The organism is Fundidesulfovibrio putealis DSM 16056 (assembly GCF_000429325.1).
Classification (GTDB): Bacteria; Desulfobacterota; Desulfovibrionia; order Desulfovibrionales; family Desulfovibrionaceae; genus Fundidesulfovibrio; species Fundidesulfovibrio putealis.
Map to the genome: position 1 here is coordinate 352,386 of NZ_AUBQ01000003.1, position 25,082 is coordinate 377,467.

General features: G+C 62.4%; 27 protein-coding genes. 10 read left to right on the forward strand and 17 right to left on the reverse strand.

What is annotated here, in order from left to right:
- Positions 1-20: 20 nt before the first annotated feature.
- Positions 21-320, forward strand: coding sequence for an EF-hand domain-containing protein (locus tag G453_RS28300; protein WP_043643927.1), 300 nt, complete (start codon positions 21-23; stop codon positions 318-320).
- A gap of 138 nt (positions 321-458) precedes the next feature.
- Here G453_RS28300 and G453_RS27690 read toward each other — a convergent pair whose 3' ends face one another.
- From G453_RS27690 to G453_RS0101720, 5 genes are read right to left on the reverse strand one after another with little or no spacing between them, the layout of a single operon-like run.
- Positions 459-1,691: a hypothetical protein gene (locus G453_RS27690; protein WP_156920754.1), complete on the reverse strand. Its 1,233-nt coding sequence runs from the start codon at positions 1,689-1,691 to the stop codon at positions 459-461.
- A gap of 30 nt (positions 1,692-1,721) precedes the next feature.
- Positions 1,722-2,192 (reverse strand): SsrA-binding protein SmpB, encoded by a 471-nt coding sequence (gene smpB, locus G453_RS0101705; RefSeq protein ID WP_027189643.1) that lies wholly within the window; start codon positions 2,190-2,192, stop codon positions 1,722-1,724.
- Positions 2,189-3,976, reverse strand: a complete 1,788-nt coding sequence (ptsP, locus tag G453_RS0101710) for a phosphoenolpyruvate--protein phosphotransferase (RefSeq protein ID WP_027189644.1) — start codon at positions 3,974-3,976, stop codon at positions 2,189-2,191. The genes smpB and ptsP overlap by 4 nt, the downstream gene beginning before the upstream one ends.
- Before the next feature lie 10 nt (positions 3,977-3,986).
- Complete coding sequence (locus tag G453_RS0101715; protein WP_043643930.1) at positions 3,987-4,301, reverse strand: HPr family phosphocarrier protein; 315 nt, start codon at positions 4,299-4,301, stop codon at positions 3,987-3,989.
- A 26-nt stretch (positions 4,302-4,327) separates the two neighbouring features.
- Positions 4,328-5,077 carry a PTS system mannose/fructose/sorbose family transporter subunit IID gene (locus tag G453_RS0101720; protein WP_027189646.1) on the reverse strand — a complete coding sequence of 250 codons (750 nt, stop codon included), beginning with the start codon at positions 5,075-5,077 and terminating at the stop codon, positions 4,328-4,330.
- A gap of 147 nt (positions 5,078-5,224) precedes the next feature.
- Between G453_RS0101720 and G453_RS25885 the strand changes: the two genes are divergently transcribed.
- The 4 genes from G453_RS25885 (at position 5,225) to G453_RS0101740 (ending at position 7,455) form a co-directional block, all read left to right on the forward strand.
- Positions 5,225-6,034 carry a tetratricopeptide repeat protein gene (locus G453_RS25885; RefSeq protein ID WP_051271410.1) on the forward strand — a complete coding sequence of 270 codons (810 nt, stop codon included), beginning with the start codon at positions 5,225-5,227 and terminating at the stop codon, positions 6,032-6,034.
- Between the two features lie 324 nt (positions 6,035-6,358).
- On the forward strand, positions 6,359-6,757 hold the full coding sequence (locus G453_RS28305; RefSeq protein ID WP_051271413.1) for a DUF4145 domain-containing protein: 399 nt from the start codon (positions 6,359-6,361) through the stop codon (positions 6,755-6,757).
- Positions 6,758-6,869: 112 nt separating this feature from the next.
- Positions 6,870-7,121: a ribbon-helix-helix domain-containing protein gene (locus G453_RS0101735; RefSeq protein WP_027189647.1), complete on the forward strand. Its 252-nt coding sequence runs from the start codon at positions 6,870-6,872 to the stop codon at positions 7,119-7,121.
- Positions 7,108-7,455, forward strand: coding sequence for a type II toxin-antitoxin system PemK/MazF family toxin (locus G453_RS0101740; protein WP_051271416.1), 348 nt, complete (start codon positions 7,108-7,110; stop codon positions 7,453-7,455). Before G453_RS0101735 ends, G453_RS0101740 begins: the two co-directional genes overlap by 14 nt.
- Positions 7,456-7,457: 2 nt before the next feature.
- On the opposite strand, the gene G453_RS0101745 is transcribed toward G453_RS0101740, so the two are convergent.
- From G453_RS0101745 to G453_RS0101755, 3 genes are all read right to left on the reverse strand, one after another.
- On the reverse strand, positions 7,458-8,243 hold the full coding sequence (locus G453_RS0101745; protein WP_027189649.1) for an ABC transporter permease: 786 nt from the start codon (positions 8,241-8,243) through the stop codon (positions 7,458-7,460).
- Positions 8,240-9,148, reverse strand: a complete 909-nt coding sequence (locus tag G453_RS0101750; RefSeq protein WP_027189650.1) for an ABC transporter ATP-binding protein — start codon at positions 9,146-9,148, stop codon at positions 8,240-8,242. The genes G453_RS0101745 and G453_RS0101750 overlap by 4 nt, the downstream gene beginning before the upstream one ends.
- Positions 9,149-9,346: 198 nt before the next feature.
- Positions 9,347-9,865, reverse strand: coding sequence for a hypothetical protein (locus G453_RS0101755; RefSeq protein WP_156920755.1), 519 nt, complete (start codon positions 9,863-9,865; stop codon positions 9,347-9,349).
- A 268-nt stretch (positions 9,866-10,133) separates the two neighbouring features.
- Here G453_RS0101755 and G453_RS21810 point away from each other — a divergent pair, with 268 nt between their 5' ends.
- Complete coding sequence (locus G453_RS21810; RefSeq protein WP_051271418.1) at positions 10,134-10,676, forward strand: chemotaxis protein CheD; 543 nt, start codon at positions 10,134-10,136, stop codon at positions 10,674-10,676.
- Between the two features lie 104 nt (positions 10,677-10,780).
- On the opposite strand, the gene G453_RS25890 is transcribed toward G453_RS21810, so the two are convergent.
- Positions 10,781-11,188, reverse strand: a complete 408-nt coding sequence (locus G453_RS25890) for a hypothetical protein (RefSeq protein ID WP_027189652.1) — start codon at positions 11,186-11,188, stop codon at positions 10,781-10,783.
- A gap of 155 nt (positions 11,189-11,343) precedes the next feature.
- Here G453_RS25890 and G453_RS0101770 point away from each other — a divergent pair, with 155 nt between their 5' ends.
- The 4 genes from G453_RS0101770 to G453_RS21820 all read left to right on the forward strand — a co-directional run bounded on the left by G453_RS0101770 (position 11,344) and on the right by G453_RS21820 (position 14,871).
- Entirely contained in the window at positions 11,344-11,547 is a 204-nt protein-coding gene (locus G453_RS0101770) for a hypothetical protein (RefSeq protein ID WP_027189653.1), read from the forward strand.
- Between the two features lie 83 nt (positions 11,548-11,630).
- Positions 11,631-12,860 carry an efflux RND transporter periplasmic adaptor subunit gene (locus G453_RS0101775; RefSeq protein ID WP_156920756.1) on the forward strand — a complete coding sequence of 410 codons (1,230 nt, stop codon included), beginning with the start codon at positions 11,631-11,633 and terminating at the stop codon, positions 12,858-12,860.
- A 169-nt stretch (positions 12,861-13,029) separates the two neighbouring features.
- A complete protein-coding gene (locus tag G453_RS0101780; protein WP_027189655.1) occupies positions 13,030-13,908 on the forward strand; it encodes a formate dehydrogenase accessory protein FdhE in 879 nt (292 codons plus the stop codon).
- An 84-nt stretch (positions 13,909-13,992) separates the two neighbouring features.
- Positions 13,993-14,871: a transposase gene (locus tag G453_RS21820; RefSeq protein ID WP_051271421.1), complete on the forward strand. Its 879-nt coding sequence runs from the start codon at positions 13,993-13,995 to the stop codon at positions 14,869-14,871.
- 280 nt (positions 14,872-15,151) lie between these two features.
- Here G453_RS21820 and G453_RS0101790 read toward each other — a convergent pair whose 3' ends face one another.
- The 8 genes from G453_RS0101790 to fdnG form a co-directional block, all read right to left on the reverse strand.
- Complete coding sequence (locus tag G453_RS0101790; RefSeq protein ID WP_027189656.1) at positions 15,152-15,412, reverse strand: RNA recognition motif domain-containing protein; 261 nt, start codon at positions 15,410-15,412, stop codon at positions 15,152-15,154.
- 281 nt (positions 15,413-15,693) lie between these two features.
- Positions 15,694-16,416 (reverse strand): response regulator, encoded by a 723-nt coding sequence (locus tag G453_RS0101795; protein ID WP_027189657.1) that lies wholly within the window; start codon positions 16,414-16,416, stop codon positions 15,694-15,696.
- The gene (locus G453_RS0101800; protein ID WP_407635544.1) at positions 16,413-18,386 is read right to left on the reverse strand and encodes an ATP-binding protein; all 1,974 of its coding nucleotides are present in this window, start codon (positions 18,384-18,386) and stop codon (positions 16,413-16,415) included. Before G453_RS0101800 ends, G453_RS0101795 begins: the two co-directional genes overlap by 4 nt.
- Positions 18,387-18,485: 99 nt before the next feature.
- A complete protein-coding gene (locus G453_RS0101805; RefSeq protein ID WP_051271424.1) occupies positions 18,486-19,757 on the reverse strand; it encodes an ABC transporter substrate-binding protein in 1,272 nt (423 codons plus the stop codon).
- A complete protein-coding gene (locus G453_RS21825; protein ID WP_084502037.1) occupies positions 19,754-20,395 on the reverse strand; it encodes a peroxiredoxin in 642 nt (213 codons plus the stop codon). Before G453_RS21825 ends, G453_RS0101805 begins: the two co-directional genes overlap by 4 nt.
- Position 20,396: 1 nt before the next feature.
- The gene (locus tag G453_RS21830; protein WP_051271426.1) at positions 20,397-20,993 is read right to left on the reverse strand and encodes a peroxiredoxin family protein; all 597 of its coding nucleotides are present in this window, start codon (positions 20,991-20,993) and stop codon (positions 20,397-20,399) included.
- A 294-nt stretch (positions 20,994-21,287) separates the two neighbouring features.
- Positions 21,288-22,013 (reverse strand): 4Fe-4S dicluster domain-containing protein, encoded by a 726-nt coding sequence (locus G453_RS0101820; protein WP_027189660.1) that lies wholly within the window; start codon positions 22,011-22,013, stop codon positions 21,288-21,290.
- Positions 22,014-22,027: 14 nt separating this feature from the next.
- Positions 22,028-25,057, reverse strand: coding sequence for a formate dehydrogenase-N subunit alpha (gene fdnG / locus G453_RS0101825; RefSeq protein WP_084502038.1), 3,030 nt, complete (start codon positions 25,055-25,057; stop codon positions 22,028-22,030).
- Between the last annotated feature and the right edge of the window lie 25 nt (positions 25,058-25,082).

Below are 25,082 nucleotides of genomic sequence, written 5' to 3' on the forward strand. Positions count from 1 at the left end.
CAGGACCGCCCGAGGGGGATATGATGAAGATTCTTGTGATCGCTCTGCTGCTGACTCTGGTGGGTGTTGCGTCGCACGCGCAGTTGAACGGACATTTCGGGGACATGGACGCCAACAAGGACAAGAAGGTGACGGCGGACGAGTTCGCCGCGTTCTTCCCCAACTCCAAGCCGGATGACTTCAAGAAGGCCGACGCCAACGGCGACGGCGGCATCACCCATGACGAGTGGCACGACTACAAGGAGAAGAACAAACTCGGACATTTGGACGGCAAGGACCACGACGACAAGGATGTAAAGCCGGGACAGCCGAAGTCATAGGGATTGCTGCGCGGGCAGGTGTGAGGGCTGGCGGCGACGCGGGAGCGTCGTTGTCGGCCTTTTCTGTTGGCGAGGGGCGGATGTCGAGAGCTTTAAACTGTATTTGACTCTTCAGGGTGAATGTTGCTCATTTGAGTTCTATACCATTCTCAAGTTATCGCCTTGATCTTTGAACCAGTAGATGGCTTGTCTGGCACATATTTTTAAAACTTTGCAGAGGCCACCCAGCTCATTTGCTGGGCACTCGAAACCTGTCGGAGTGTATCCCGTCTTTGCGTGTGCTATGTCATTTCTTGTGGAAACAATAATATTGGAGAGAACGCTTACGGCTTCGTCGCCACGCGACTTTCCAATCTTTTTTGCTGGGAATGGAGGTAGATGATTTAGTATTTCAGAGAAATCGCAGCAATTAAGTAGGGTTTGCCGGATCGCAGCCTTGTCCTTTCTTAGTGATCTTAATTCGTCAAATGCGTCTTCAAGGTTTTTCACGAATATAGAGTTCGGGTGCAATGCGTCGGGGCTATGTAGTTTTAGTAATATTCTTTCGTTTGTTTCTTTGCGGATTACGGTTTGCGAAATGAATTCTATAACCTTTACATAGAATAATAGTTGTATTTCAGGGTCGTCCGCATATGCAGCTTTCATGTACAGCGACTGGACTTCGGAAATCCCTTTACCAAGGATTGGTCTCCTAATCCGTATCTCGCTGATATCTAACGGTTCGTCATATTCGGGTACTTGGAAAAATTCCGGCCTTGGGTCTGGCTCAAGGGTGAGGTCTAAGCTTGAGTATAATTCGAAAAGATACGAATGGGCAATTTTCCGGGCATCCGAAAAAGCGATCGGATTTGAAAAGGATACTTCGACAAAGAACTCTTCCGCTAGGGATGGCGGAAGGTATTTGTCATAGTGCATGTGCCTCGCGACCATGATATTGAATAAAGTGATTCCCGAAACAATCTTGCACGTTATTTTGTTCCCATTGTCCGTAAATTCTATAGAAAGGGATTCTTCTGGTGTGTGATAAAAAAGGTGCCCGCAAAGAGGATTTTGGTCGTCGAATATGAGGGCTACCCTGAGGAAAAATCGCCTTGAAGTGAGACATTCTAGCCCGCCCTCAAGTTTTGCAGTGCTTAACTCTTCTGCGAGATTTCTAATTTGCGCGGTATTGATGTCTATTGTTGTGTCTGCGTATGGAAGAGTGAAGCAAAATACAGAGGACTCGTCGATTGTTTCCTCATAATCATCAGGCTCTTTTATGCCGCCCAAGTATGATTCAAGGTCTTCTGATTCAAAATTGTATTCAGATAGTTTCTCGACGAGTTCTGTCAACTCGTCTGCCAGTGTGCTTGGTGTAAATTGTAAAGGCATTGCAGACCCCTGTCCGGTCGTTCAGGTGTACTACTTATACCTATCCTTCTCCCTCTTCGCCTCCCGATCCAAATCCCTCTCCTTCAACGCATCTTTCCGGTCATGGACGTTCTTGCCCTTGGCCAGTCCGATCTCCAGCTTCATCTTGCCGCGCTTCAGATAAATCTTCATCGGCACCACGGTCAGGCCTTTCTGTTCGGTCTTGGCTTTCCAGGTGCGGATCTGGTGTTCGTGCAGCAGCAGCTTGCGTTCCCTGTCCGGGTCCTGGTCGCTGCTCGCGTTCTCGTACGGGCTGATATGCACTCCGCACAAGAACGCCTCGAAGTTGCCGCTAAAGCGCACGTAGCCGTCCTTGAAGTTGATCTTGCCGCCGCGCAGGCTTTTGACCTCGGGGCCGGTCAGCACCATGCCCGCCTCCATTGTGTCCTGGATTTCGTAGTAATGGCGGGCTTTTCTGTTGACGGCGATGATCTTTATGGAGTCGCCAGCGTGTGCACTCACTGAGAGGGTCCCTCCTCGGAATCCAGCAGCGAATAGAAGAACGACAGCTGGTCCGGGAATTTCTGGAAGATTGTCTCGCGTACGAGTTGGTTGGTCCGCGCCACGGTGGGGCTGTCCAGCACCTGTTTCAGGAGCTTCTTGCAGTCGTCCATGGTGGTCTGGCGGATGATGTGCTTGATGGCCGGGATGGTCTGCGGGTTCAGGCTCACGGCGTCTATCTGCATGCCCATGAGGATGGGGATGCAGAACGGGTCGGAGGCCATCTCGCCGCAGAGGTTGCACTCTATGCCTGCCTGGTGCGCGGCGTCCACCACGTGCTTGATGGAGCGCACCACGGCCGGGTGCAGCGGCTGATACAGATAGGACACGTGCCGGTTGGTGCGGTCGATGCCCAGGGAATACTGGATCAGGTCGTTGGTGCCGATGGAGAAGAAGTCCACTTCCTTGGCCATGATCTCGGCGGTCATCACGGCGGAGGGCAGCTCCACCATCATGCCCACGGGCATCTCCGGGTTGTAGGCCAGCCCGTCCTTGCGCAGCTCCTGTTGGCACTCGCGCAGCAGGTTGATGGACTGCTGAAGCTCTTTCAGGCCGGAGATCATGGGGAACATGATGGAGATGTTGCCCACCACGGATGCGCGCAGGATGGCCCGTATCTGCGTCTTGAAGAGGCCCTTGTGGCGCAGGCAGAAGCGCACGGCGCGAAGCCCCATGGCCGGGTTCTGCTCCTCGAGGCGTCCGAAATGCGCCATGAACTTGTCCGCGCCCAGGTCCAGGGTGCGAAGGATCACGCGCCTGGGGGAGAGGATGTCCGCCAGGTCGCGGTAGTGCTCGAAGAGCTCTTCCTCGGTGGGCAGCACGGTGCGGTTCAGGTAGGTGTACTCGGTGCGGAACAGGCCGATGCCGTCGCCGCCGTTGTCGATGACCTGGGCCACCTCTTCGTACAGCTCGATGTTGGCCTTCACCTTGATGCGGTAGCCGTCGATGGTCTCGCCGGGCAGGTGGCAGTTCTTGATGATGCCCGCGCGGTAGGACTCGAACTGGTACTTGAGGTCGCCGTAGCGGGCCAGCTCGTCCTCGTCGGGCTCCACCAGCACCAGCCCCTTCAGGCCGTCCACGATGACCAGGTTGCCGTCCTGCACCACCTCTTCCATGCCTCCGGCGCCCACCACGGCGGGAATGCCCAGCGACTTGGCCAGGATGCCCGCGTGGGAGGTCTTGCCGCCCTGCACGGTGGCGAAGCCCATGATCTTGTCCACCTGGAGCTCCACGGTGTCGGCGGGGGTCAGGTCGTGGGCCAGCAGCACGGCGCGGCTGCCCAGGGTCTTGAAGTCCACCTTCTGGCCCATGAGCTGGGCGCGCACGCGGTCGGCCACGAGGCGCACGTCCTGGGCGCGCTCGCGGAAATAGGGGTCGTCCAGGGCGTTGAAGGCCTCTTCCAGGTCGGCCACGGCCTTCTCCAGCGCCCATTCGGCGTTGATGCGAAGGGTCGTGAGGTGGTTGAGCGCCGAGCCTTGCAGCTTGGGGTCGCTCATGATCATCAGGTGGGAGTCGATGATCAGGGCGTGGTCCTTCAGTTCAGCGGGCACGCGCTCCCGGATGGCGGCAAGATCGGACTTGGCGTGGGCGAAGGCGTCCTTGAGGCGTGCGGCCTCCTCCTCCACCAGATCCTCGGCCAGGGCCTGGCGCGGCACCTGCCCGAAGTTGGAGCGGTTGATGAAATATGCCTTGCCGATGGCGATGCCAGCGGAGATCGGGATGCAGGAGAGTGTGGCGAGTGCCATGATGGTCGCCTTACTGGAAACGATTTTTGAACAGGTCGGCCAGTGCGTCCAGTGCTTCCTGGGCGTCGCAGCCCTGGGCGCGCAGTTCGAGGTTGGCCCCGTTGCCTGCCGCCAGGGTCAGGATGTCCAGGATGGATTTCGCGTCAACGGTCTGGGTCCCCATGGTGATGGAGACGTCGGACGTGAAGCGCAGGGCCGTCTGGGCCAGCTTGGCCGCCGGGCGCGCGTGCAGACCCTGTTCGTTCATCACGCAGACCAGACGGACGCAGCAGTCCGGGCTGTCGTCCCGGACGGGCGGAGCGGGGGGGGAATGTATGTCGGGCATTGGGTATCACCGTGAAAAGCGTTTGATCATACACGAATCCACAGAAAAAACAAACCTGCCGCAATGCCCAGCCCTACCAGCGCTTCCCGGTTGAGCCTGAGCCGTCCCGCCGCGTATGCCAGACCGATTACCCCCGCCGCTCCGATGGTCCAGGCAGTCGCGGACATGCCTGCAGGCCAGGCCAGCGTCCACAGCATTACCAGCAATGCCGCGTTCAGCACCTTGAGCCTGCGCCCCCAATTCACCAGATCCCAGGTACGGATACGCGTGAGCGCCGCGAAGCCGTGCTTGTAGCCCAGGATGAACGTACCCAGCTTGAAGGCGTTCAGCGCCGCGAACATCAGCGCCCCCAGGGCGAAGGCCGCCCAGGTCTGCCCCGCCGTCAGCAGGCAGGCCGTGGCCAGCGCCCAGAACACCGTCAGGCTTCCGCCGAAAAAGGAATCGCCCACGGCAGAGAGCGTGAAGACCACCGTGCTCTTCACCTGATCAAGCATGGTGTCCGGGAACTGTTTGCGCGCTATGCGCGACTCGAGCGCCAGGAACACTCCCACCAGGAAGGGCGTCCAGAAGGGATGCGTGTTGTAGATTTTTATGTAGCGCGCCCAGGCGCGGCGGCGCGCGGCAGGGTCAGGATACAGGGCGGTCAGCCCCGGTTCCATGGCCAGGGCCAGCCCGATGGTCTGGAAGCCGCGCGTATTGAAGGCCGCACCCACGAAATAACAACGCAGATACGTGCGGAGGAGGAGTTTCGTGTCGAGGGCGCCGGGGGTGCTCATGTGTTTTATTACGGGGCTTTCCCCTGGCCCGTTGTGGCAAAACCCGGAGGAAATGACAAGCGCGGCCTGGATCGGCTTGCCCTGGAGATGCGGCGGAGTTAAAGACTGTGCGAAACTTACTGTCCGAAGTCATACAGGAGTCGTTTTATGAGCGGGGGCACCGCCAAATCCGTCAAGGAGGATATCGCCCGAGCGACAGGCTACGCCCGGCGATTCATGGCAGTAAAGGCGCTCCGGGCCGGGGCCAGCGCCTTCGAGGGCTATGCCTCGAGCACCACCATCATGGGGCGCGCCAAGTTCGAGCTTGAGGTCCTCATGATGGACATGCTGCGGGAACTGGAACTGGTGCAGGACATCAAGGCCAAGATAAAAGGGCCGTTCAAGTACGCACGGGGCACCGAGGCCAAGTTCGCCCTGGCGCTGTCCGCCCTGGCCATGCATCTGGAGGCGCAGGAAAGAAAAAAACTGGAAACCCAGGTGCAGGAGCGGCTGGGGCGCATCGCCAACGCCTTCGACAAGGCCCGCGAGAGCCTGCGCGAGAAAAACCTGCCCTCGGCCCGGCGCATCCTGAACACCGTGTGCGAGCAGAACCCCGCCGAACCCAATATCTATACCAACGCGGCCAAACTGCTGGCCGAGGCGGGCCTGCACCCGGACGTCTTGAGCTTCGCCGAAAAGGCCATGGAGATAAATCCCAAGGACGCGCAGGCCTTCGCCCTGGCCGTGGAGGCCGCCAAGCAGATCGGCGAGCTGCCCAAGGCCGAGACGCTCCTGCGCGAGGCGCTCAAGAACTTCGGCGCGCACCCCAAGACGTATGTGTCGCTTGCGCGGGTGCTCTACCAGATGGGGCGCTGGGACCAGGCCTACGACGCCGCCCGCGCGGCCTACGACCGCGACAACTCCCTGGCGGAAGCCCGCGAGATCGTGGAACTTACCGAGAAGCGGGTGATGGGTTAGTTTGCGGATGTGTTTAGATAGTTAGCGAAGGTGATTGGCATGAATGATAATGCGAATAAACCCATACAATCCCATTGCAATAATTGTGGAGGCGTGAGGAATCATTTCCTACTGCACAAGGAGGAGGTTCTGGATAAAGAGGAGGTTGATGAATATAGTTCGTTTGAATATTGGGATTGTTATGAGGTGCTTAAATGCTGTGGGTGTGACAAGATTTCAATGCGTCACAGGTCCTCCTTTTCTGAGGATCGCGATGAATTTGGACAGGAGATCATAAGTACTACATATTATCCTCCGTCAATGTCAAGGAGAAAGCCCAGGTGGATGGATGATATTTCGTTCTCATTGAATTTTGGGATAGATAATATCAAGGAAATTCTTGATGAGGTTTATATATGTCTACAAAATGATGCGCCTAGACTCGCTGTGATGGGTGTCCGCTCTCTGGTTGAACATATTATTCTTGAGAAAATAGAAGACAAAGGGACTTTTTACGAGAATGTCACTGAGTTTGCCCGAGCTGGCTTTATATCGGATATTCAAAAAGATATTATTAAAAGAGCTTTGGACGCCGGGAGTGCCGTGACGCACCGTGGGTTTAAGCCAGATAAATGGCTTGTTGCTGATGTTGTTGATATCGCAGAAAGTTTGGTTGAAATGCTTTATGTGAATCCGTCACGATCTCGTCGCATTGAAAAGAAAACGCCCCCTCGGAAAAAGTAACCACAGGTTTTGAATCCTTGCGGCAAGTGTGAGCAAACGAACTCCTCGCTGTGCGCATTGACTATGCGCACAGCGAGGAGTATTGGGGGTGTGGCTCTCCGGGAGGTGCACCATGCCTCAGACAACGACACGTGTGAACGTAACTCTTCCCGCCGACCTGCTTCAAGAACTGGAATCCGTGGTCGGCCCCCGCAAAAAAAGCTCCTTCATCGCCCAGGCGATCGAAGAGAGCCTACTTCGGCTGAAGAAGGAACTGCTCCTTAAAAAGCTTGAGGAGGGGTACGCAGCAACCAGGGAGGAAGGTTTGGCCCTGTGCAAGGAGTTCGAGGCCGCCGACCTGGAAGGTTGGGATGAGGAGTATTAAGCGCGGCGAAATCTGGCTTGCCGCCCTGGACCCCATCATCGGGCGGGAATTGGCGAAAACGCGACCGGTCGTGGTCGTCTCCAACGATGTCGCCAACCGTCGTTCCGGCGCATCCACGGTGGTTCCCGTCACCTCGCAGAAGCTTGATAACGTTTGGCCCTACGAGGTGTTCCTTCCCTTAGGGGCAGGGGGGCTCCCCAAGGACTCCAAGGCAAAGGCCGACCAGATCAGAACGCTGGACCAGTCACGGTTCATTCGCAAACTTGGTCAACTCCCCCCGGACTTGGTCGAATCGATCGAAGGCGCTGTCCTCATTCATCTTGGAATGGACTGAATCTACTTGATCAGCCGCACCCGCATGGCCCGCACGGCCATAGGATAGAACACCGCCGTGAACGCGGCCAGATAGAGCGCATTCCCCACCACGGACCATCCCGCCTGCCCCAGGCTCACGGCGCGGCAGGCCTGCGTCAGGTGGTACAGCGGCAGAAGCTGCGCCAGCCCCGAAGCCCAGGCCGGGAGCCCGTCCACCGGGAAGAACGCCCCAGAGAACAGGAACATGGGCGTAACGAACAGGAATATCGGCAGGTTGAACATGTCGATGGTGGGCGTTATGCCCGTCAGCCACATGGCCACGCTGCCGAACGCCAGCCCTCCCAGTATCGACAGCGGCACCAGCCACAGCCCCTGGGGCATGCTGATCAGCCCGAAGGCCCAGATCACCACTCCCATGAGCAGCGTCCCTACCACGGCCTTGGTGGCTCCCCAGAGGATTTCGGCGGTGATCACGTCCTCGAGCGAGAGCGGCGTGGCCAGCATGGCGTCGAAGCTCTTCTGGTAATACATGCGCACGAACGAGGCGAAGGTGTTCTCGTAGAAGGACTGCCACATCACCGACGCCGCGATGAGACCCGGCGCGATGTAGGCGGTGTAGGCCACCTCCTGCCCGCCGACCTTGAGGCTGCCCACCATGGAGCCCAGGCCCGCGCCAAAGGCCAGGATGTACAGGGCCGGTTCCGCCAGGGGCGGGATGAAGTTCACCTGCCAGGTGCGGCGGTAGACCATGAGGTTTCGCATCCACACCCGCCACAGCCGCCAGGAAAGATTCGACAAAAAGCTCATTCGCGCAACTCCCTGCCGGTGAGGCGCAGAAACACGTCTTCCAGGCTTGCGGGTCGGGTTACTGATGGGGATTCCGGCAGCGACTGGCGCAAGGCCTCCAGCTCGTCGAAGGTGTCCGCGAACACCAGGAGCCTGCGCCCGAAGTCCTCGAAATCATGCCCGGACGCGGCGACCCTGTCCCTGGCCTCGTGGCCGGGGTCCATGATCTCCAGCACCGCGCGCCCCGCGTGGGAGGCGATCATCTCGGCGGGAGTGCCGCGCACAAGCCCGCGCCCGTGGTCCATGATGAGCAGCTCGTCGCAGAGCGTGGCCGCCTCTTCCATGTAGTGGGTGGTGATGAGGATGGTCAGGCCGCCCTGGCGAAGCTCGTGCAGGCGGTCCCAGAGCAGATGGCGAGACTGGGGATCAAGTCCGGTGGTGGGCTCGTCCAGGATGAGCAGCTCCGGCCTGTTCACCAGCGAGCGCGCAAGCATCAAACGCCGGGCCATGCCGCCCGAGAGGTCGCGCACGCCTGCCTTGGCCTTGGCTTCCAGGGCGAAGAAGGAGAGCAGCTCCCCGGCGCGGCGTCTGGCCTCGGCGCGGGGAATTGCGAAGTACCCGGCGAACACCAGGAGGTTCTGCTCCACGGTGAGGTCCGGGTCCAGGGCGTTGTCCTGCTGGCAGACCCCGATGCGCGCGCGTATCTCGCGCCAGCGGGTGGCCACGTCCAGGCCGAAAACGGTGAGCTCCCCGCCCGTCTTGGGCGAGAAACCGTACAACATGCGGATGGTGGAGGTCTTGCCCGCCCCGTTGGGGCCGAGCAGGCCGAAGGCCTGGCCGCGCGTCACGCGCATGTCCAGCCCGTCCACGGCCATGAACCCGCCGAAGTTTTTGCGAAGGCCCACGGCCTCTATCACTGCGTCCATCCAGACAGCATAGCGCAAGTGTCTGGACTTCGCCAGCACCCGCCGCGTTCATGCGGGACACATACAAAGCCGTACACCCGCGCCTGCGTACGGGCGAGGCAGGGGCGCGCTCTTCACGAGGCGGATCTCGTCCCGTGATGCATGTCCGCAACTGTATGAGCATCGCCGGAACAGGCTGAAGAGGGAAGGCGCTCCGTCCTAGCGGGGAATGAATTCGTAGGTCCCGGCGGTGGGGTCGCGGTGCACGCGCAGGTCCGCCTCGCCTTGTTTGCCGATAAACGGCGCGCTGGCCGCCAGCAGCGACTTGAACACGGTTTCGCGCTGGTCCAGGTGGCCGTGGGCCGTGGCCGTCACCTTCCAGAGAGAGGGAGTCGCGCGTCCGGCGCGGGCGGCGATGGCGTCCACGGCCTCGATGTCCAGCACGAACAGGTGGTCGAGGCCCATGCCCTGATGCGGAACCTCCTCCCCCACCAGCCCGAAGCGCAGCGTCATGTAGACGTGGGCCGTGTCCCTGGTCTTGGCCTGGGTGAAGCCCTGGCGGACCAGCTCGGCGGCCAGGGCCCGCGAATGCAGCACATAGGCGTGGCTTGTGGTATCCTCGTCCTTCTGGCCGGGCAGGATGGCGAACTCGGTGGGCTCGAAGAGTTCCGGGTCGGCCCGGGCCTCCACCCGCACCAGGGAGACGTGCGGCGCGCAGCCGCCAACTGCGAAAGCCACGAGCAGCGCGAAAAGCAATGCAGGCAGAACGACCGCTATGTTGCCTGCATTGGAATTCGACGGATGCGGATGATCCTTGTAAGTTTTGTTTCCATTTGCCGCAGATAAGCTCATAAAGACAGTTGGCCCGAAGGGGACGGGCGCGTCAAGAGCGTTGTCCCTCGCCGGGGATGGTGCTAACAAGCCAAACAGCGTGAAATGATATTTTTTCGTAATTTTTACGAACATGCGTTGTCAGCCCAGGCCTCCGCCTCAAGGAGCGGAAACCATGAAGGATATCCGGCACCGCCACCCCGAATGCCAATACGCTTACCTCAAGGTGTCCGAGGGGGGGGTCTATCTGGAGCCGACGCTGGCGCTGACGGTCCTGGGCTCGTGCCTGGGGGGCGTGTTCTATTCCCGCGCGAAAAGGATCGGGGCGTTCTTCCACGCCTTCCTGCCCTGCCAGGACGACTGGCAGAGCGTGCGGACCTTCACGGTGTACACGTTCGTGGACACGGCCATCGCCCATGTGCTGGATCGGTTCGAGCAGCTGGGCGTGCGTCCGGCCACCCTGGAGATAAGCCTGGTGGGCGGAGCCAACGGCCTGGTGGACGAGAACAGCGGCGTGGGCCGCAAGAACGTGGCGGCGGCGCTGGAGACTCTGGGCAGACGCCGCCTGCATCCGGGCTTCATGGACGTGGGTGGCGATAAGGGCCGCAGAGTCGCCTTTGTCTCGTCTACGGGGGAGTTGCAGGTCACCAAGCTCACGGGCATCGCGCCGCAGAAGCTGGACAGGTCGGCCCTGCGAGGACGCGTGACGGCGAAATAGTCCGCGTCAGGACTCGCCTCCCGGAATTTCTTCCGCAAGGCGCGCGTGTTCAGATGTCCGCTGGTGGGAACAGGGCGGTTGCCCCGGCAATCGGCGAAGGCTGCTCAGCGTTCCTTGACCAGGGCGTCCGTGGAGCGTGCGTCCTCGATGACGCCGTCGGCGAAGGCGCGCTTGTTGGGGTAGACCATGGCGTCGATGAAGGCTGCCGCGCCGTCCAGGTCTTCGGTGACGTGGATGTGGACCTGCCTGCCGGAGAGGTGCTCGTTGTTGTGGTGGTGGATCTGGTAATAGATCAGGTAGCGGGTGCGGGTCCTGAAAATCGCGATGGTTTCCAGCAGGGTCTTGTCCTGCGCGGAGACCTCCAGCGCGTCGCCCTCGGCGTGGTAGAAGCCCAGGAGCCTGCCCCGGAAGGACAGCGTGCGCTCCCCGCGCGCCAGGCTGTAATTGCGAAGTTTTCCCAGCTTGGTGGAATTGATGTCTTTTTCTTTCAGTGTGCGCAGAAAGCCAAACATTGAGATGCTCCGATATGCTCCCGGCAGGATCGCTTCGGCATCCTGTCAGGGGGAAGCCTTTCTAGCGCGTGCGGCCTTTCATGGCAAGGCCGCCCTGGGGCTTGCCAAGCCCGTGCCGATGGGGAATTATCGCACGACTTGACTCGGAGAGGACCATGAAGGTTGAAGAAGTCACCAGCACGACGCTGGATGCGCGCATGCACATCGCCGATCGGGCGAACGAGAATATCGCCAAGGCCCAGGCCGACAGCTTCAGGGCTGCGGCTGCCGCGCCGGTGGTCTCCGCCGTTCTGGAGCAGGCGGCGGGAACTCCTGCCGAACAGTCCGAGAAGGGCCGGATTGTCCGGACCGTGGCCTGACGCCTCGTGCGGCGTCCTCATAATAAACATATACTTGTTATGAGGATACTTGTTTGAATGTATTGTTTTCATTTCTGAAGAGCATGTCCTTCACGTGCGCGACATCCGCGCGCATCCCGTACCGACCGTTCCTGTTTCTTCTGCTCGTCCTGGCTGCGTCCTGCGGTTCCGAGGCGGAGGCCCCGCGCGGCCCCAAGGTCCTGGAGTGGGGCGAGGCCGGGCCGGGCGACGTGGTGCGCGTGGTGGAGGCCCAGGGCGTGATCCGGGCCAGGGACAAGGCCTTCATCCGGGTGGGCAGCCGCCTGAAGGGCCAGATCCTCAAGATGCACGTGCGCACCGGGGACGTGGTGCGGGCCGGGCAGCTGCTGGCCGAGCTGGACGACCGCGAACTCCAGACCCAGCGCAGGCAGGCCCAGGCCAGGCTGGACGCCGCACGCAACGAACTGGCCCGCATCGAGGCCCAGAGGCCCAGGCGCCTGGAAGAGGCCAGGGCCTCCCTGAGCGCGGAGCAGGGCAAGAACGAATACGCCCAGGGACTTAACCGCCGTCGCCAGACCCTGCGCGACTCCAGCCACATCCCCCAGTCCGACCTGGACCTCGCCCAGCGCGACGCCAAGTCCTCCGCCCAGTCTGTCGTTCAGGGCCGCGCGGTCCTGGGGCGCATCGAGAAGGAGTTCCAACACGACCAGGAGCGCGCCGCCAAAGCCGTGGACGAGGCCCAGGCAGCCGTGGCCCAGGTGGACGCCTTCCTGTCCATGACCCGCGTGGAAAGCCCCATGGACGCCATCGTCGGCCAGGTGCTCACCCAGGAGGGGGAGCTGGTTGTGGCCGAGGTGGAGACGGTGAAGATCCTGACGCTCATCGACCCCAGGCTCCTGGAACTCTGGATCTACATCAACGAGGCCGACGCCGCCGGGGTGCGTCCCGGCATGCCGGTGCGGTTCTTCATGCCCTCGCAGAAGCAGCAGGTGATGCTGGCCAAGGTGGAGCGCGTCTCGCCCGTGCCCGAACCTGTGGACAAGGTGCTCTACTATCCGGCCGTGGCCCTTCTGGGCGAGCAGGCCGGGCTGCTCCTGCGACCAGAGATGAACGTGCAGTGCTTCGTGCAGGTGGAGAACCTGACCGGGGTGCTCTCGGTGCCCAACGAGGCCGTGGTGGCCCAGGGCGGCAAGCGCCGGGTATACGTGGACGACGGGCGCGGCGCAGCGGTCGAGGTGCGGCCGGTGTTCGGGGTGCGCGGCTTGCAGCGCACGCAGGTGCTCTCCGGTCTGGACGCGGGCGCGCGCGTGGCCGTGAAGTTCGCCGGGCGCTAGGCCTGGGGCCTCATCACCCTGAGAGTTGGGCCGCCCTGGCGGCGGCTGGTGTTTTGTGTCAGAATGCCAGCAAGGCCGAGCGACTGGACTCGATCGTCCGACTTGTGCCATGAATTTCTTTTCCCGGTCGTTCGACACGTTCTTGGATTCATAACCCGGCGAGGTGACCATGTTCGATTCCCTGGAGAGTGAACAGAAGCGGGCGCTGCGCAAGATGGCCGATCTGCGCAAGAAGCCCCATATTCCGGCCCAGCTTCTCACTCTGGTGGAAATAGTGATGAATCTGCAGAACGAAGCCCGCGCGAACGCTCCCGCCGTGGAGGCTCCGCGAGAGCTGCTGGCCACCGTGGATCAGGTGTTGCAAGGTGCGCCCCTGCTGGCGCGCGAAGCTTTCGTCTGCGACAGGGAGCAGGCGGCGGGCATTTACGGACGCCTGACAGAGGCGCTCTCCGGCATGGGCGGCCCCATGGCCCAGGCCGCCGGGCTGGTGCGGGAGCAGGGCGACCAGCTGATGCGCGACGCTTTCGACGCCTTCATCAAAAACGACGCGGGCTTTTTCGCCGAGTTCGCCAAGCGCACCCCCAACGCGCCCAGGACGCTCAACTTTCTGGCCCAGTCCAGCCTGACGCCGGGCATCATGGCCCTGGCCGAGTCCATTTCCAAACTGCTGCCGGAAAACCGGACCTGGGATCAGGGAACCTGCCCGCTGTGCGGCAGCCTGCCGTTTCATTCCTCCCTGGTGACCAAGGAAGGCGTGCGGGTGAACTCCTGCTCCTTCTGCCGGGCCGACTACCGCTCCTTCCGCCTGCAATGCGTTTACTGCCAGGAGCGAGACGCCCAGAAGCTCCCCTTCTTCACCGCCGACGAGGAGCCAGGCTACCGGGTGGACGCCTGCACCAGTTGCATGGGCTACATCAAGACCACGGATTTCCGCGAATTCGACCGCCCGAGCCTTCCGGCCCTGGATGATCTGGAGTCGCTGGCCTTGGACATCCTGGCAGTGAAGAAGGGCTTCATCCGGCCTACCGCCTCGGCCTGGGGGTTTTAAGACTCGCGAAACCGTCCGGGATGCTTCGGGTATCCCCTTGATGCGCCGGGCCTGCCGGTTTATGTGGTGTGCGAGGATGAAGCCATGATCGAACGTCCAGCCACACCGCAGGAGACCGGCCTGTCCGGCGCGTTGCACGCAGGAGGCGCGTCAGCCTCCGGAGGGTACTCCGGGCTGTCGGAGTCCGAGGCGCGCGAGCTGGTGGCCGCCATCTGCCGCGACATCGGGGCCGCCGGATGCCCGCGTTGCCGGGCGGAGAAGGTGTACCGGCTGGGGTCGGGCCGGATGCGCTGCGGCGCGTGCGGCTACACCTTCCAGGAGCTCACCGGGCGGTTCATGGGCATCGGCGGGCTGACCTGCGCCAAGTGGCTGGACCTTCTGGCCCTGTTCGCGGAGGAAACCCCGGTCAAGGAGGCAGCCCAAGCCTTGGGCGTGGCCTACAACACGGTCTACAAGGCCATGGACGCCCTGCGCCTGGCCATCCTGGCCCAGGCCATCGACGCCCGGCAGATCCGCAAGGCGCTTTCTCCTGGGAGGCCGGGTTCCTGGCCGCCGGTCTTCGGCATCATGGAGAATGAGAACTGGGTGTTCGTGGACCTGGTGCCGGATGTGGACGCGGCGGACCTGACGCTTTTCAAACTGCATTTTCGCCTGAAGACCTCGCGGGTGGGCTCGGTTGTCTATACCGGCCCCATGCGGGGGTATCTGGGGCTGGTGTGCTGCGGCGGGCCGGAGTGGATCACCCAGGCGCTGCGCGCCAAGGACGAGAACATGCCGCTCGATGCGGACGGCGGGTTCTGGGCCTTTCTGAAAACTCGTCTGGGCCGCCTGCAAGGCGTCTCGGCCGAGAAGTTCCCGCTGTACCTCAAGGAAATGGAATTTCGCTGGAACCACCGCGACCATGACATGCAGGACGAACTGACCCGCATCGCCCTGGCGTTCCGCCCCCTCGACGAGTGCTGAGCGCGCCGCGTTTTTCCCCACCCCCGCGCCATCTCTTCAAAATCACGACCACTACGAACCCGTAAGGGTGTCCAGAGGGCGGAGCCCTTTGGCCGCCGGAGGCCATCTTCCAACAAACACCCCCTCTCGTCCTGGGCTACCCCCCCATTCTCCTATCCTCACGTTTCAGCCTCACGCCTCACTCCCCCGGCAAAAAAGAAAAAACGGCCCATCCTCCCGAAGGAGTGGGCCGTTTCCAATGTGTTCAAACAGAACAGCGAAGCGCGTTGCGCTTCTCCTGTTACCAGCGCTCGCGGCGCTCGCGGGGGCGTGCCTCGTTCACCTTCATGGTGCGGCCGCCGCAGTCGGCGCCGTTCAGGGCCTGGATGGCCTCGGCGGCGCCGCCGTCCATTTCCACGAAGCCGAAGCCGCGGGGGCGGCCGGTCTCACGGTCGTTGATGAGCTTCACGGAGTTGACTTGTCCGTAGGCCTCGAACATCTGGCGCACTTGGTCTTCGGAGGCGCTGAAAGGCAGGTTCCCGACGTAAATGTTCGTCACCATACTCAAAAATGCTCCTTCAAGAGGTTACCGCAATCGGCCCGGCACCCTGCCTGGCCGTTTCATCCATCACGGCATCGCATTCGCCCCGAAAGAGGCGTCCGCGACCAGAAACACGCACTCCGGAACCAGAAAAACGCATTTCAGGATGTTCTCACGCGCCTGGGGGCCTGTCCCCCCCGCCAAAGCGAGGCCCTGCAAGCGCGAGCGCAACTAAAGGCGGCGGTAGCTGGAATTGAAAGGAGCGTCAATAAAAAAAATAATTATCAAGCGCATTGAGGGGTTCAGGAGGATTTCGACCCGAGAAGCTCGCGCAGGCCGTCCTCTTCGCTGGCGTGCAGGCTGGCCAGCACGGTGAGCCCGGCGGCCTCGAAAACGCGGCGGAAGTTCTGGGGTTTGCAGGCGAGGGCGGTCTTTCCGCCGCGCGTGGCCTGTTCGTGGATGATGCGCGTGAGCCCTGCGATGCCTGCCCCGTTGATGGAGGCGCATTCGGACACCGTGACCAGCAGCGGTCCGCCGCGCATGGTGGCGGCCAGTTCCAGCGCCACGTCGTCCAGGCCCGTGGAAAGATTGCCCGCGATGTCCAGCACGCGCACGCCCTCGGTTTCACGCAGCACCGAGGCGGGCTGGGCCTTTTCGCGCCGGTTGATGCGCTCGTCGGCGCGGCTGAGCGCACCTGCCAGCGCGGGTTGGGAAATGGGCTTGTCGATGAAGTCGGCGGCCTTCAGGTTGAGAGCGGTCAGGGCCAGATCCACGTCGCCGTGTCCGGTGATGACGATGACTTCGGTGGCCGGGCGGCTGGCTTTGATGCGCGAGAGCACCTCCATGCCGTCGATGCCGGGCATCTTGATGTCGGTCAGCACGATGGGAAAATCACCGCTTTCGAAGATCTCCAGGCCGCGTTCTCCTGAATCGGCGGACACCGGGGAGTAGCCCATGGCCTGAAGGAGCAGCTCGAACATGGCCAGCGTGGGCCTTTCGTCGTCGATAACCAGAACCTGTGTCATGTTGCCTCGCGTTGAGAGGGCGGAAACAGGAGCTTGAAGGTGGTGCCTTCGCCCACCTCGCTGCCGACCTGAATCTCCCCCCCGTAATCCTTGATGATGCCGTAGGATATGGCCAGGCCGAGCCCCATCCCCTCACCGGCCCGTTTGGTGGTGAAGAAGGGCTCGAAAATCTTGCGCATGTCCTGGGGGGAAATGCCGCATCCCGTGTCCGACACGCTTACGACCACTGAGCCGTCTTCCATGTAGGACCGGATGCCGATTTCCGCCACGTCCCGCTGGGAGGACAGTATTGCATCACGGGCATTGACCACAAGGTTGAAAAGCACCTGCTCCAGGCGGTTCGAGTGGGCGAGCACCGGGGGCAGGTTCTCGGCCAGGTCGAGCTCCACGGTGATGTTCTGAAGGGCCAGCTGCTTGCCGATGATGGTGAATACCCCCCGCACGGGCGTGTTGATGTCCACGGCGTCGGGGATGAGCTCGGACTTGCGGCCGAACTCGCGCAGATGGGAGATGATGCCTGCGGCGCGGTCTACCTGGGCGCTCATCTCGAAGGCCACCTGCTGGAAGCGTTCGCGGGGCAGGTCCAGGTTGTTTTCGGCGGCCAGTTTCAGGAAGTCGCTGCCCAGCTTGATGGCGTTCAGGGGCTGGTTCAGCTCATGGGCCATGCCCGCGCTCATCTCGCCCAGGGTCTTCATCTTGCTGGCCTGTATGAGCTGGGCGTCCTTTTCCACAAGCCCGGTCACGTCGGTGGCCGAGAAGATGACCACGTCCTTGCCCCGGTAGTGTGCCATGGTGGCGTGGATGTCCACGAAGATGCCCTTGCCCCCGCGGGTGACGTGTCCTGCCTTGGCGTACAATACGTGGTCTCCTGGCCCGCCGTCCTGCAGGAAGCGCTGCACCCCCACGTAGCTGTCGGGGGGCTCGATGTCGGTGATGGTCATGGAGCCGAACTCGCGCTTGGTATAGCCGTAGAGCTCCTGGGCGCGCGGGTTGGCGTCCAGGAATCGCCTGGAGGACACGTCCAGCACCAGGAAGGGGTCGGGGTTGGCGTCGAAAAGGGGGCGGTAGCGCTCTTCGGACTCGCGCAGGCGGTGGCGGTAGAGCTTGATGGACCAGACCATGTTGGCGAAGGCGTCGGCCAGCTGGACCACCTCGTCGCCGCTTCGTTTCCGGTAGAACTTGCAGGGGTCGCAGGTGCGCGGCGGCAGGTCGCGGTCGGGGCCGAGCTCGTCCAGGTGCCAGCAGGGCAGGTCGGTGTCGCCGTAGGCCGGGCATTCCACGGGGTTCCAGGGGGGGCCTCCCAGGTCAAGGGGCTGGTCGAGCCTGCCACGGCTGATGGATTCGGCGGCCTTGGTCAGCTTGGAGAGCGGGTTGACCACATAGCCGGAAAGCCCCAGGGCTATCAGGAAGATGATGACCACCACCAGGGAGATGAAGCCCAAGAATGTCAGACGCAGCTTGCCTACGAGGGTGTCGATGTGGCTCTGCTTGAGGCCGACGTGAACCCGGCCAAGAGTGTAGATGCCCTCCTGGATGGGCACGGAGATGTCCACCGCGTCGTAGCCCTCGACGCTGACCGGGCGCGACAGGGACTCCTGGCTGTCGCTGGGGTTGCGGGTGTCCAGAAGCTCTTTGGGGAACGGGCGGATGAACGTGTGGGCCAGCAGGTGGCCCTCGTTGTCCGTGAGGAAGATGTAGGCCACCAGGGCTTTGCGTTCGCCAAGCTGCGCGGCGTCGAAGATGAGCGCCACCAGTCCCGGCTGGTCCTTGTCCAGGATGTAGCCGCCGCCGCGCTCGGCGATGGACTGTGCGATGGCCGTGCCGCGAAGTTCCAGCTCGCGCGAAAGGCTGTTCACCAGGATGCCCCTGGCCAGAAGGGCGATCACTCCGCTTATGAGCAGCACCACGCCCACGGTAGCCAGGAATATCTTGTTGCGCAGGCTCAGCTTGCGCACACGGGTGAGCATCATGGCAGCCTCCGCCGGAGGGCGCGCGTCAGAAGGCCCGCGCCGACGGAGCGCTGCGCGCGGGAACGGGCGCGGGCGTGGAACGGCATCATGGTCGCAGCCCTACGGGCAGTTCCGGCTGGCGAAGGGTTTGGACCAGTCCGTGACCAGCACGAAGCGGCCTTCCTCCAGCTTGGTGAAGTACACACGCTCCAGGCCCTGGTGGTCACCCGGAGCGTAGGCCAGGGTGTTGGCCAGTCCCAGCGAGTAATCCCTGATGGACTCCACGGAATCGATGAAGCGTTCCCGGTCCAGGTCCGGCCCGGCCCGGCGAAGCCCCTCCACCAGCACCTTGGCGTTGATGAAGCCTTCCAGGCCAACCGCAGTGGGCGCGTGGCCGGGGAAGGACTGGCGCAACAGATCCTCGTATTCGCGTACGCCCCACAGAAGGGCGCGGGTTTCCGGCAGGTCCGGCGGGGGCATCACCTGGGAGACCAGCACGCGGGCTTTCTCGCGGGGGCCGAGCATGCGGGCGATCTCCTCAGCGCCCACGAAGGACACCGCGTAGAAGACCAGCTCAGGGTTTCGCTCCATGGCCAATTGGATGAACTTGGCCGAGGGTGCGGATGTGCCGATGATGACCACTGCCTGGGCCTTGCTCTCCAGAATCTTGGCAAGCCCCTCTTCCACGTCCATGGTGCCGCGCGCGTAGGAGCCTCTGGCCACCGGGGCCATGCTGTAGCCGCGAAGGGCCAGCTCCGCGCCTTTCAGGCCGTCGAAGCCGTAGGCGTCGTACTGATAGAACACGCCGATGCGCTCCAGGCCCAGGTCCTCCACCAGGTGCTCAACGGCCGAGGCCGTCTCCTGGTAGTAGGAGGGGCGGACGTTTATCACGTAGCGCTGGAACGGCACGCGCAGGTCGTAGGCTCCGGTGAAGGCCCCCACCAGCGGGATTCTGGCCTCCACCAGCATGGGCAGGATCTTGGTGGTTGTGGGCGTGCCCACGTAGCAGGACAGGGCGAACACCTGGTCCTCGATGATCAGGCGCTGGGTGTTGTCCACGCAGCGGGGTGGATCGTAGCCGTCGTCGCGGGTGATGAGCGAGATGGTGCGCCCGTGGACGCCGCCGCGCGCGTTGACGTGGGCCAGGTACGAGGCTGCCCCGCGCAGGGTCTCCTGACCCAGATAGGCTGCGTGTCCCGAGAGGGGCAGGCTGGCCCCGATGCGGATCTCCGTGGCGCTGACCCCCTGTCGTCCGGTCTGGGGAGCCGGAGGGGGCGTTGGCTCGCAGGCGGCCAGCAGCGCGGTCAGGCCCGCCAGGAGCGTCAGGAGCAGGAAGCGCAAAAGCCCGCAGCCGGAACCGTCCCTTGTGGTTCTGTCCTGCCATGCGCTCATTTCAGACTCGACAGGGCTTGGGACACCTTGCCCAGGTCGGGGCGCAGGTTGATGTCGCTCACGTCGATGAACCGGATGACGCCTTGCTTGTCGATGATGAAGATGGCCCGCTCGGACGTGCCGTCCGAGCGCAGCACGCCGAACTTTTTGGACAGGCCGCCGTGTGGCCAGAAGTCCGAGGCCACCGGGAACCACACCCCGCCCATCTCCACAATCCAGGCGTTGAGCGAAGGGATGTTGTCGCAGCTGATGCCGATGAGCACCGCATCCCTGGATTCGAACACCTCGCGCGCGAAGTTGTAGCCGGGCCACTGGCCGGAGCAGACCGGGGTCCAGGCCGCAGGGATGAAGGAGAGCACCACGTTCTTCTTACCCAGGTAGTCGGCCAGGGCCACGCGCTTGCCGTTAATGCCCGGAAGGTCGAAGTCGGGGGCCTTGTCCCCGACCTTGACCGCTAGTTGGCTGTCCACGGGCTTCAGCTGTCCCGGCTGGTAGATGAGGGCGGTGGGGATGGGAGCTCCCGGAGTTTTTGCGGGCAAGCCCTGGGCGTGCGCCTCCCAGTGCGGGAGCGCGGCCAGCCCCAGGCAAAGCGTGAGCGCGGCCAAAAAACGCAGGGCGGATGCGGAACCCACGGGCATCTTATTTCTCCTTGGAAAGTCCGGTCTTCTCCAGGGCGGTGTTCAGGAAGGCCTCGGCCGAGGTGACGCAGCCGAGCTGGGTGTCCACGATGACGAAGCCGTCACCCTGGCGTTTGAGCACGTAGTAGAAAGGCGTCCCCACCTGCCCCAGCAGCTTGTAGGCCGCAAAGTCCTGATCAGGGATCAGGGGGAAGGGGGTGGAGAACTTCTCGCGGAACACGTTCACCTCGAAGGGGGAGTTGCCCGCGCCCAGCCCCACCAGCCTGATCTTGCCGGAAAGCCCCTTGGACTTGATGAGCGTGTGCATCTTGTTCAGCTCCGGGGCCTCCTTCTGGCAGAAGGGGCAGTACATGGAGAAGACCACCAGGATGACTGCCTGGGCCTTGGTCTGCTGGAGCGTGAAGGGCTTGCCCCCGGCTCCCGCGCCGAGTTCCTTGGCTTCCTTTTCCAGGATCGGCCCGGCGAAGGTGACGTCCGGGAAGGTCTGTCCCACGGGCAAAGGCTTCATGTCCGCCGAAGTGGTGGCGCCGGAGGCGAAAACGTCATGTGACGAGAACAGCAGAAGAATGAGAAGAGGAAGGAAGGCTACGGCTTTCATTGGGGCCTCACAGGTGTTGTATTCGGAAGCATACCTCAGAATAGCGCGAGCTTCCACTTTCAATTGCCGCCGCCGGGAAAAGAAAGCAGGCGGCAGCAGGTTGGCATGGCTGCCGCAGAAAATCAGAAACGGCGGACCGGACCCGACCGGTTCCTGTGGTGGGAGGTCCAGTCCCGCTCGGAATCGGTCGGCGTGTCCGGCCCGCCGTCATGTGGAAGAGAAACGTCCTGCATTCGATGGGGGGTCGAAAACCCCCGGCCGCCTCCAAGGCGGCCGGGGGTGGCCGTTCTCTTGCTAGCCCCGCGCCTGGCGCACGGGTCCCAGCAGTTTGTCCAGGGCGGCGAGGCGGGTATACATCTTGGGCCCGCCAGCATCCGACATGAGGGTTTTGTGGTACAGGTTGGGCGCGTGTTCGGTCAGGAACACCACCCGCACCTGGTCATAATCCACCAGCACGGCCTTGGGGTTGGTCTTCTTGAGCTCTTCGAAACGCTTCTTGGCCATGGCCAGCATCTCGTCGCGCTCTCCGAAGTTCATGGCCCCGGTCGGGCAGGTCTTCACGCAGGCTGGCAACTGACCGGAGAGGACGCGGTCGTTGCACATGTCGCACTTGCTGATGACCTTGGTCTTGGCGTCCAGCCTGGGGATGTCGTAGGGGCAGGCGCCTTTGATGGTATCGAAGGGCAGGCCCTTGGTCTTCTCGGTGAAGATGATCGCGCCTGTTTCCTTGTCCTGGGTGATGGCGTCCTTGACGATGCCGTCGCCCGCGTCCTTGCAGGGCGCGTCCACGCAGTGGCGGCACTGGTCGGGCAGGAAGAGCCACTTGAAGTCGTCGCGGCCCCCCACTTCCTTCATGCGCACCACCTTGAGGGTGATGGCGGACAGGTCGGGCGGGTTCTGGTGGGAACCCGTGTTCTTGGTCTGTTCAGCGGGAAGCTGCTTCCATTGTTTGCACGCGACCTGGCAACCACGGCATGCGGTGCACCGGGCGAGGTCGACGAAGAAGGTCTTGCCGGGCATGTGTGTTTACCTCCCTAGGCCTTTTTGACGTTGACCATGAAGGCCTTGGTTTCCGGGATGCCCGTGTTCGGGTCGCCGACCGAGGGGGTGAGCAGGTTGGCGGAGTCGCCGCCGTCCTTGGGGAACACCCAACCGAAGTGCCAGGGGATGCCCACCATGTGCACCGTCTGCCCCATGACCTGCATGGGCTTCAGGCGTTCGGTGACGATGGCGATGGCCCACAGGGAGCCGCGCACCGATTCAACGAAGCACTTGTCGCCGCCGTTGATTCCGCGCAGCTTGGCAAGCTCGGGGCTCATCTCCACGAACATCTGGGGCTCGCATTCGAGCAGCCAGGGGGTCCAGCGGGTCATGACGCCGGTCTGCCAGTGTTCCGTCACGCGGTAGGTGGAGCACACGAAGGGGAAGCGCGGATCGCACACGGCCCTCTTCTCCGTGGCGCCTTCGAAGATCAGCGCCGTGGGGTTGTGCAGCACCTTGGAGAACGGATGCTCGGGGATCGGGCACTCCAGGGGCTCGTAGTATTCGGGCAGCGGACCGTCGTTGCGTCCGGGGCCGAAGATCTGGGCGAAGCCCTCGGTGGTCATGATGAAGGGGTTCTTTCCGGCCTTCTCGTCGGCCATGGGAGCCCAGGGACCGTCGGGCACGTCGCCCACCCACTTGCCGTCCTGCCACTCGATGACCGGCTTGGTGGGCTGGTAGGGCTTGCCCTGCGGGTCCACGGAGGCGCGGTTGTACAGGATGCGGCGGTTGACGGGCCAGGCCCAGGTCCAGCCGGGGTACAGGCCGATCTTCTCCTGCATGGGGGTCTGGGTCTTGTCGCGGCGGGCGGACATGTTCTTGTCCGTGTAGGAGCCGCAGTAGATCCAGTTGCCCGAGCAGGTGGAGCCGTCGTCCTGGAGCAGGCCGAAGGCGGGGACGGGGTCGCCCTTCTTGTAGGTCTTGTCGCCGATGGTCTTGTCGGTCATGAACCAGCCGTTCAGGAGCTTGGCCACCTTGTGGGGGTCGAACACGTGGTTGGTGGCGATTTCCCAGTTCAGGTTCACGATCGGATCGGGATACACGGCCTTCTTGTCGGCCTTGTAGAGCTTCTGGATCTTGTCGAACAGCTCGTAGATCAGGTCGCCGTCAGGCTTGGTGCCGCCCAGGGGCTTGGGGCCGGGGTAGCGCCACTGCATCCAGCGGCCCGAGTTGGAGATGGAGCCTTCCTTCTCGATGGACACGCAGCAGGGCAGGAAGAAGACCTCGGTCTTGATCTTCTTGGGGTCCATGCCGGGACCCTTCCAGAAGGACGCGGTCTCGGTGTCGAAGATGTTGACCGTGACCATCCAGTCCAGCTTGGCCATGGCCTTGCGGACCTTGTCGCAGTTGGCGGTGGAGGCCGCCGGGTTCTGTCCCCAGGCGAAGAAGCCCTTGAACTGTCCCTTGTACATGTCGTCAAACAGGGTCAGCCAGGAGTAGTCCTTGCCGTCCTCGCACTTGGGCAGCCACTTGTAGGAGTCTTCAGGCTTCTGGTTGGGGTAGATGGCCTTCAGGTAGCTGGCCAGGTACTTGGGCCTGTTGCCCCACCAGTTGGCGGACTTGGGGTCCTTGGTCTTGGGGGTGAACTTGTCCACGTAGGCCTTGAGGTCCGTGACGGAAGCCGTGGACGTGGGCATGTAGCCGGGCAGGATGTGGAACAGGAGGCCCTGGTCCGTGGAGCCCTGCACGTTGGCCTCGCCGCGAAGGGCGTTGATGCCACCGCCGGCGGTGCCGATGTTGCCCAAAAGCAGCTGCACGATGGACATGGCCCGGATGTTCTGCACGCCCACGGTGTGCTGGGTCTGGCCCATGGCGTAGAGCACGGTGCCGGTCTTGTCGGGAGCGCCGGTGGCGCCGAACATCTTGTAGACTTCCTCCAGCTTCTCCACGGAGCAGCCGGTGATGTTGGAGACGTTCTGCAGCGTGTAGCGCTCATAGTGCTTCTTCATGATCTGGAAGACGCACCTGGGGTCCTGGAGGGTGGGGTCTTTCTTGACCAGCCCGTTCTCGTCCTTGGCGAAGGACCAGGAGGACTTGTCGTAAGCCTTCTTGGCGGCGTCGAAGCCGGAGAACATGCCGTCTTTGAACTCGAACTTGTCGGTCAGCAGGAAGGACGCGTTGGTGTAGTTCACCACGTAGTCCTTGAACATCATGTTGTTGGCCACGATGTAGTTGATGAAGCCGCCGAAGAAGCCGATGTCGGAACCCGACCGGATGGAGGCGTACAGATCAGCCTTGGAGGCCGTCTTGGTGAAGCGGGGATCGACGCAGATGAGCTTGCCGCCCGCGTCCTTGGCCCGCATGATCCACTTGAAGGAGATGGGGTGGTTTTCGGCAGGGTTGGAGCCGATTACTAAAACTGCATCACTGTTCTTGATGTCGATCCAGTGATTGGTCATCGCGCCGCGTCCGAACGACTCTGCCAGAGCCGCTACAGTTGCGCTGTGTCAGATACGGGCCTGATGTTCGATGTATGTTAGGCCCAGGGCGCGAAGCATCTGCTGGTAGATCCAGCACTCTTCGTTGTCCATGGCTGCCGAGCCCACCGAGGCGATGGTCTCCAGGCGGTTGACTTCCTGGCCTTTGGCATTCTTGGCGGTGAAGGACTTGTCGCGCTCCTTCTTGACCCGCTTGGCGATCTCATTGAGCGCCCAGTCGTAGGTCTTTTCCTGCCACTTGTCCGAGTTGGGGGCGCGGTAGAGCACCTTGGTGATGCGCTTGTCGTTCTCGGTGAGCTGCCAGATGGAAGCTCCCTTGGGACACAGCGATCCCTCGTTGATCGGATGGTCCGGGTCGCCTTCCACGTTCACGGCGCGGGCTTTGGCGTCCTGCGCGGTGGAAACGATCAGGCCGCAGCCCACGGAGCAATAGCAGCACACCGAGGTGGACTGCTTGCTGCCCTTGAGCTTGGCCAGTTCGGCGGCGGCATGGACCGTGGTCAGGTCCAGCCCCAGGCCTCCGAAGGCCGTGACCGCAGCGGTAGCGGCGGTCAGTTTGAGAAAGTCTCGCCTTTCCAGTGACATACGTGTCCTCCTGCCAGAGGTTTCT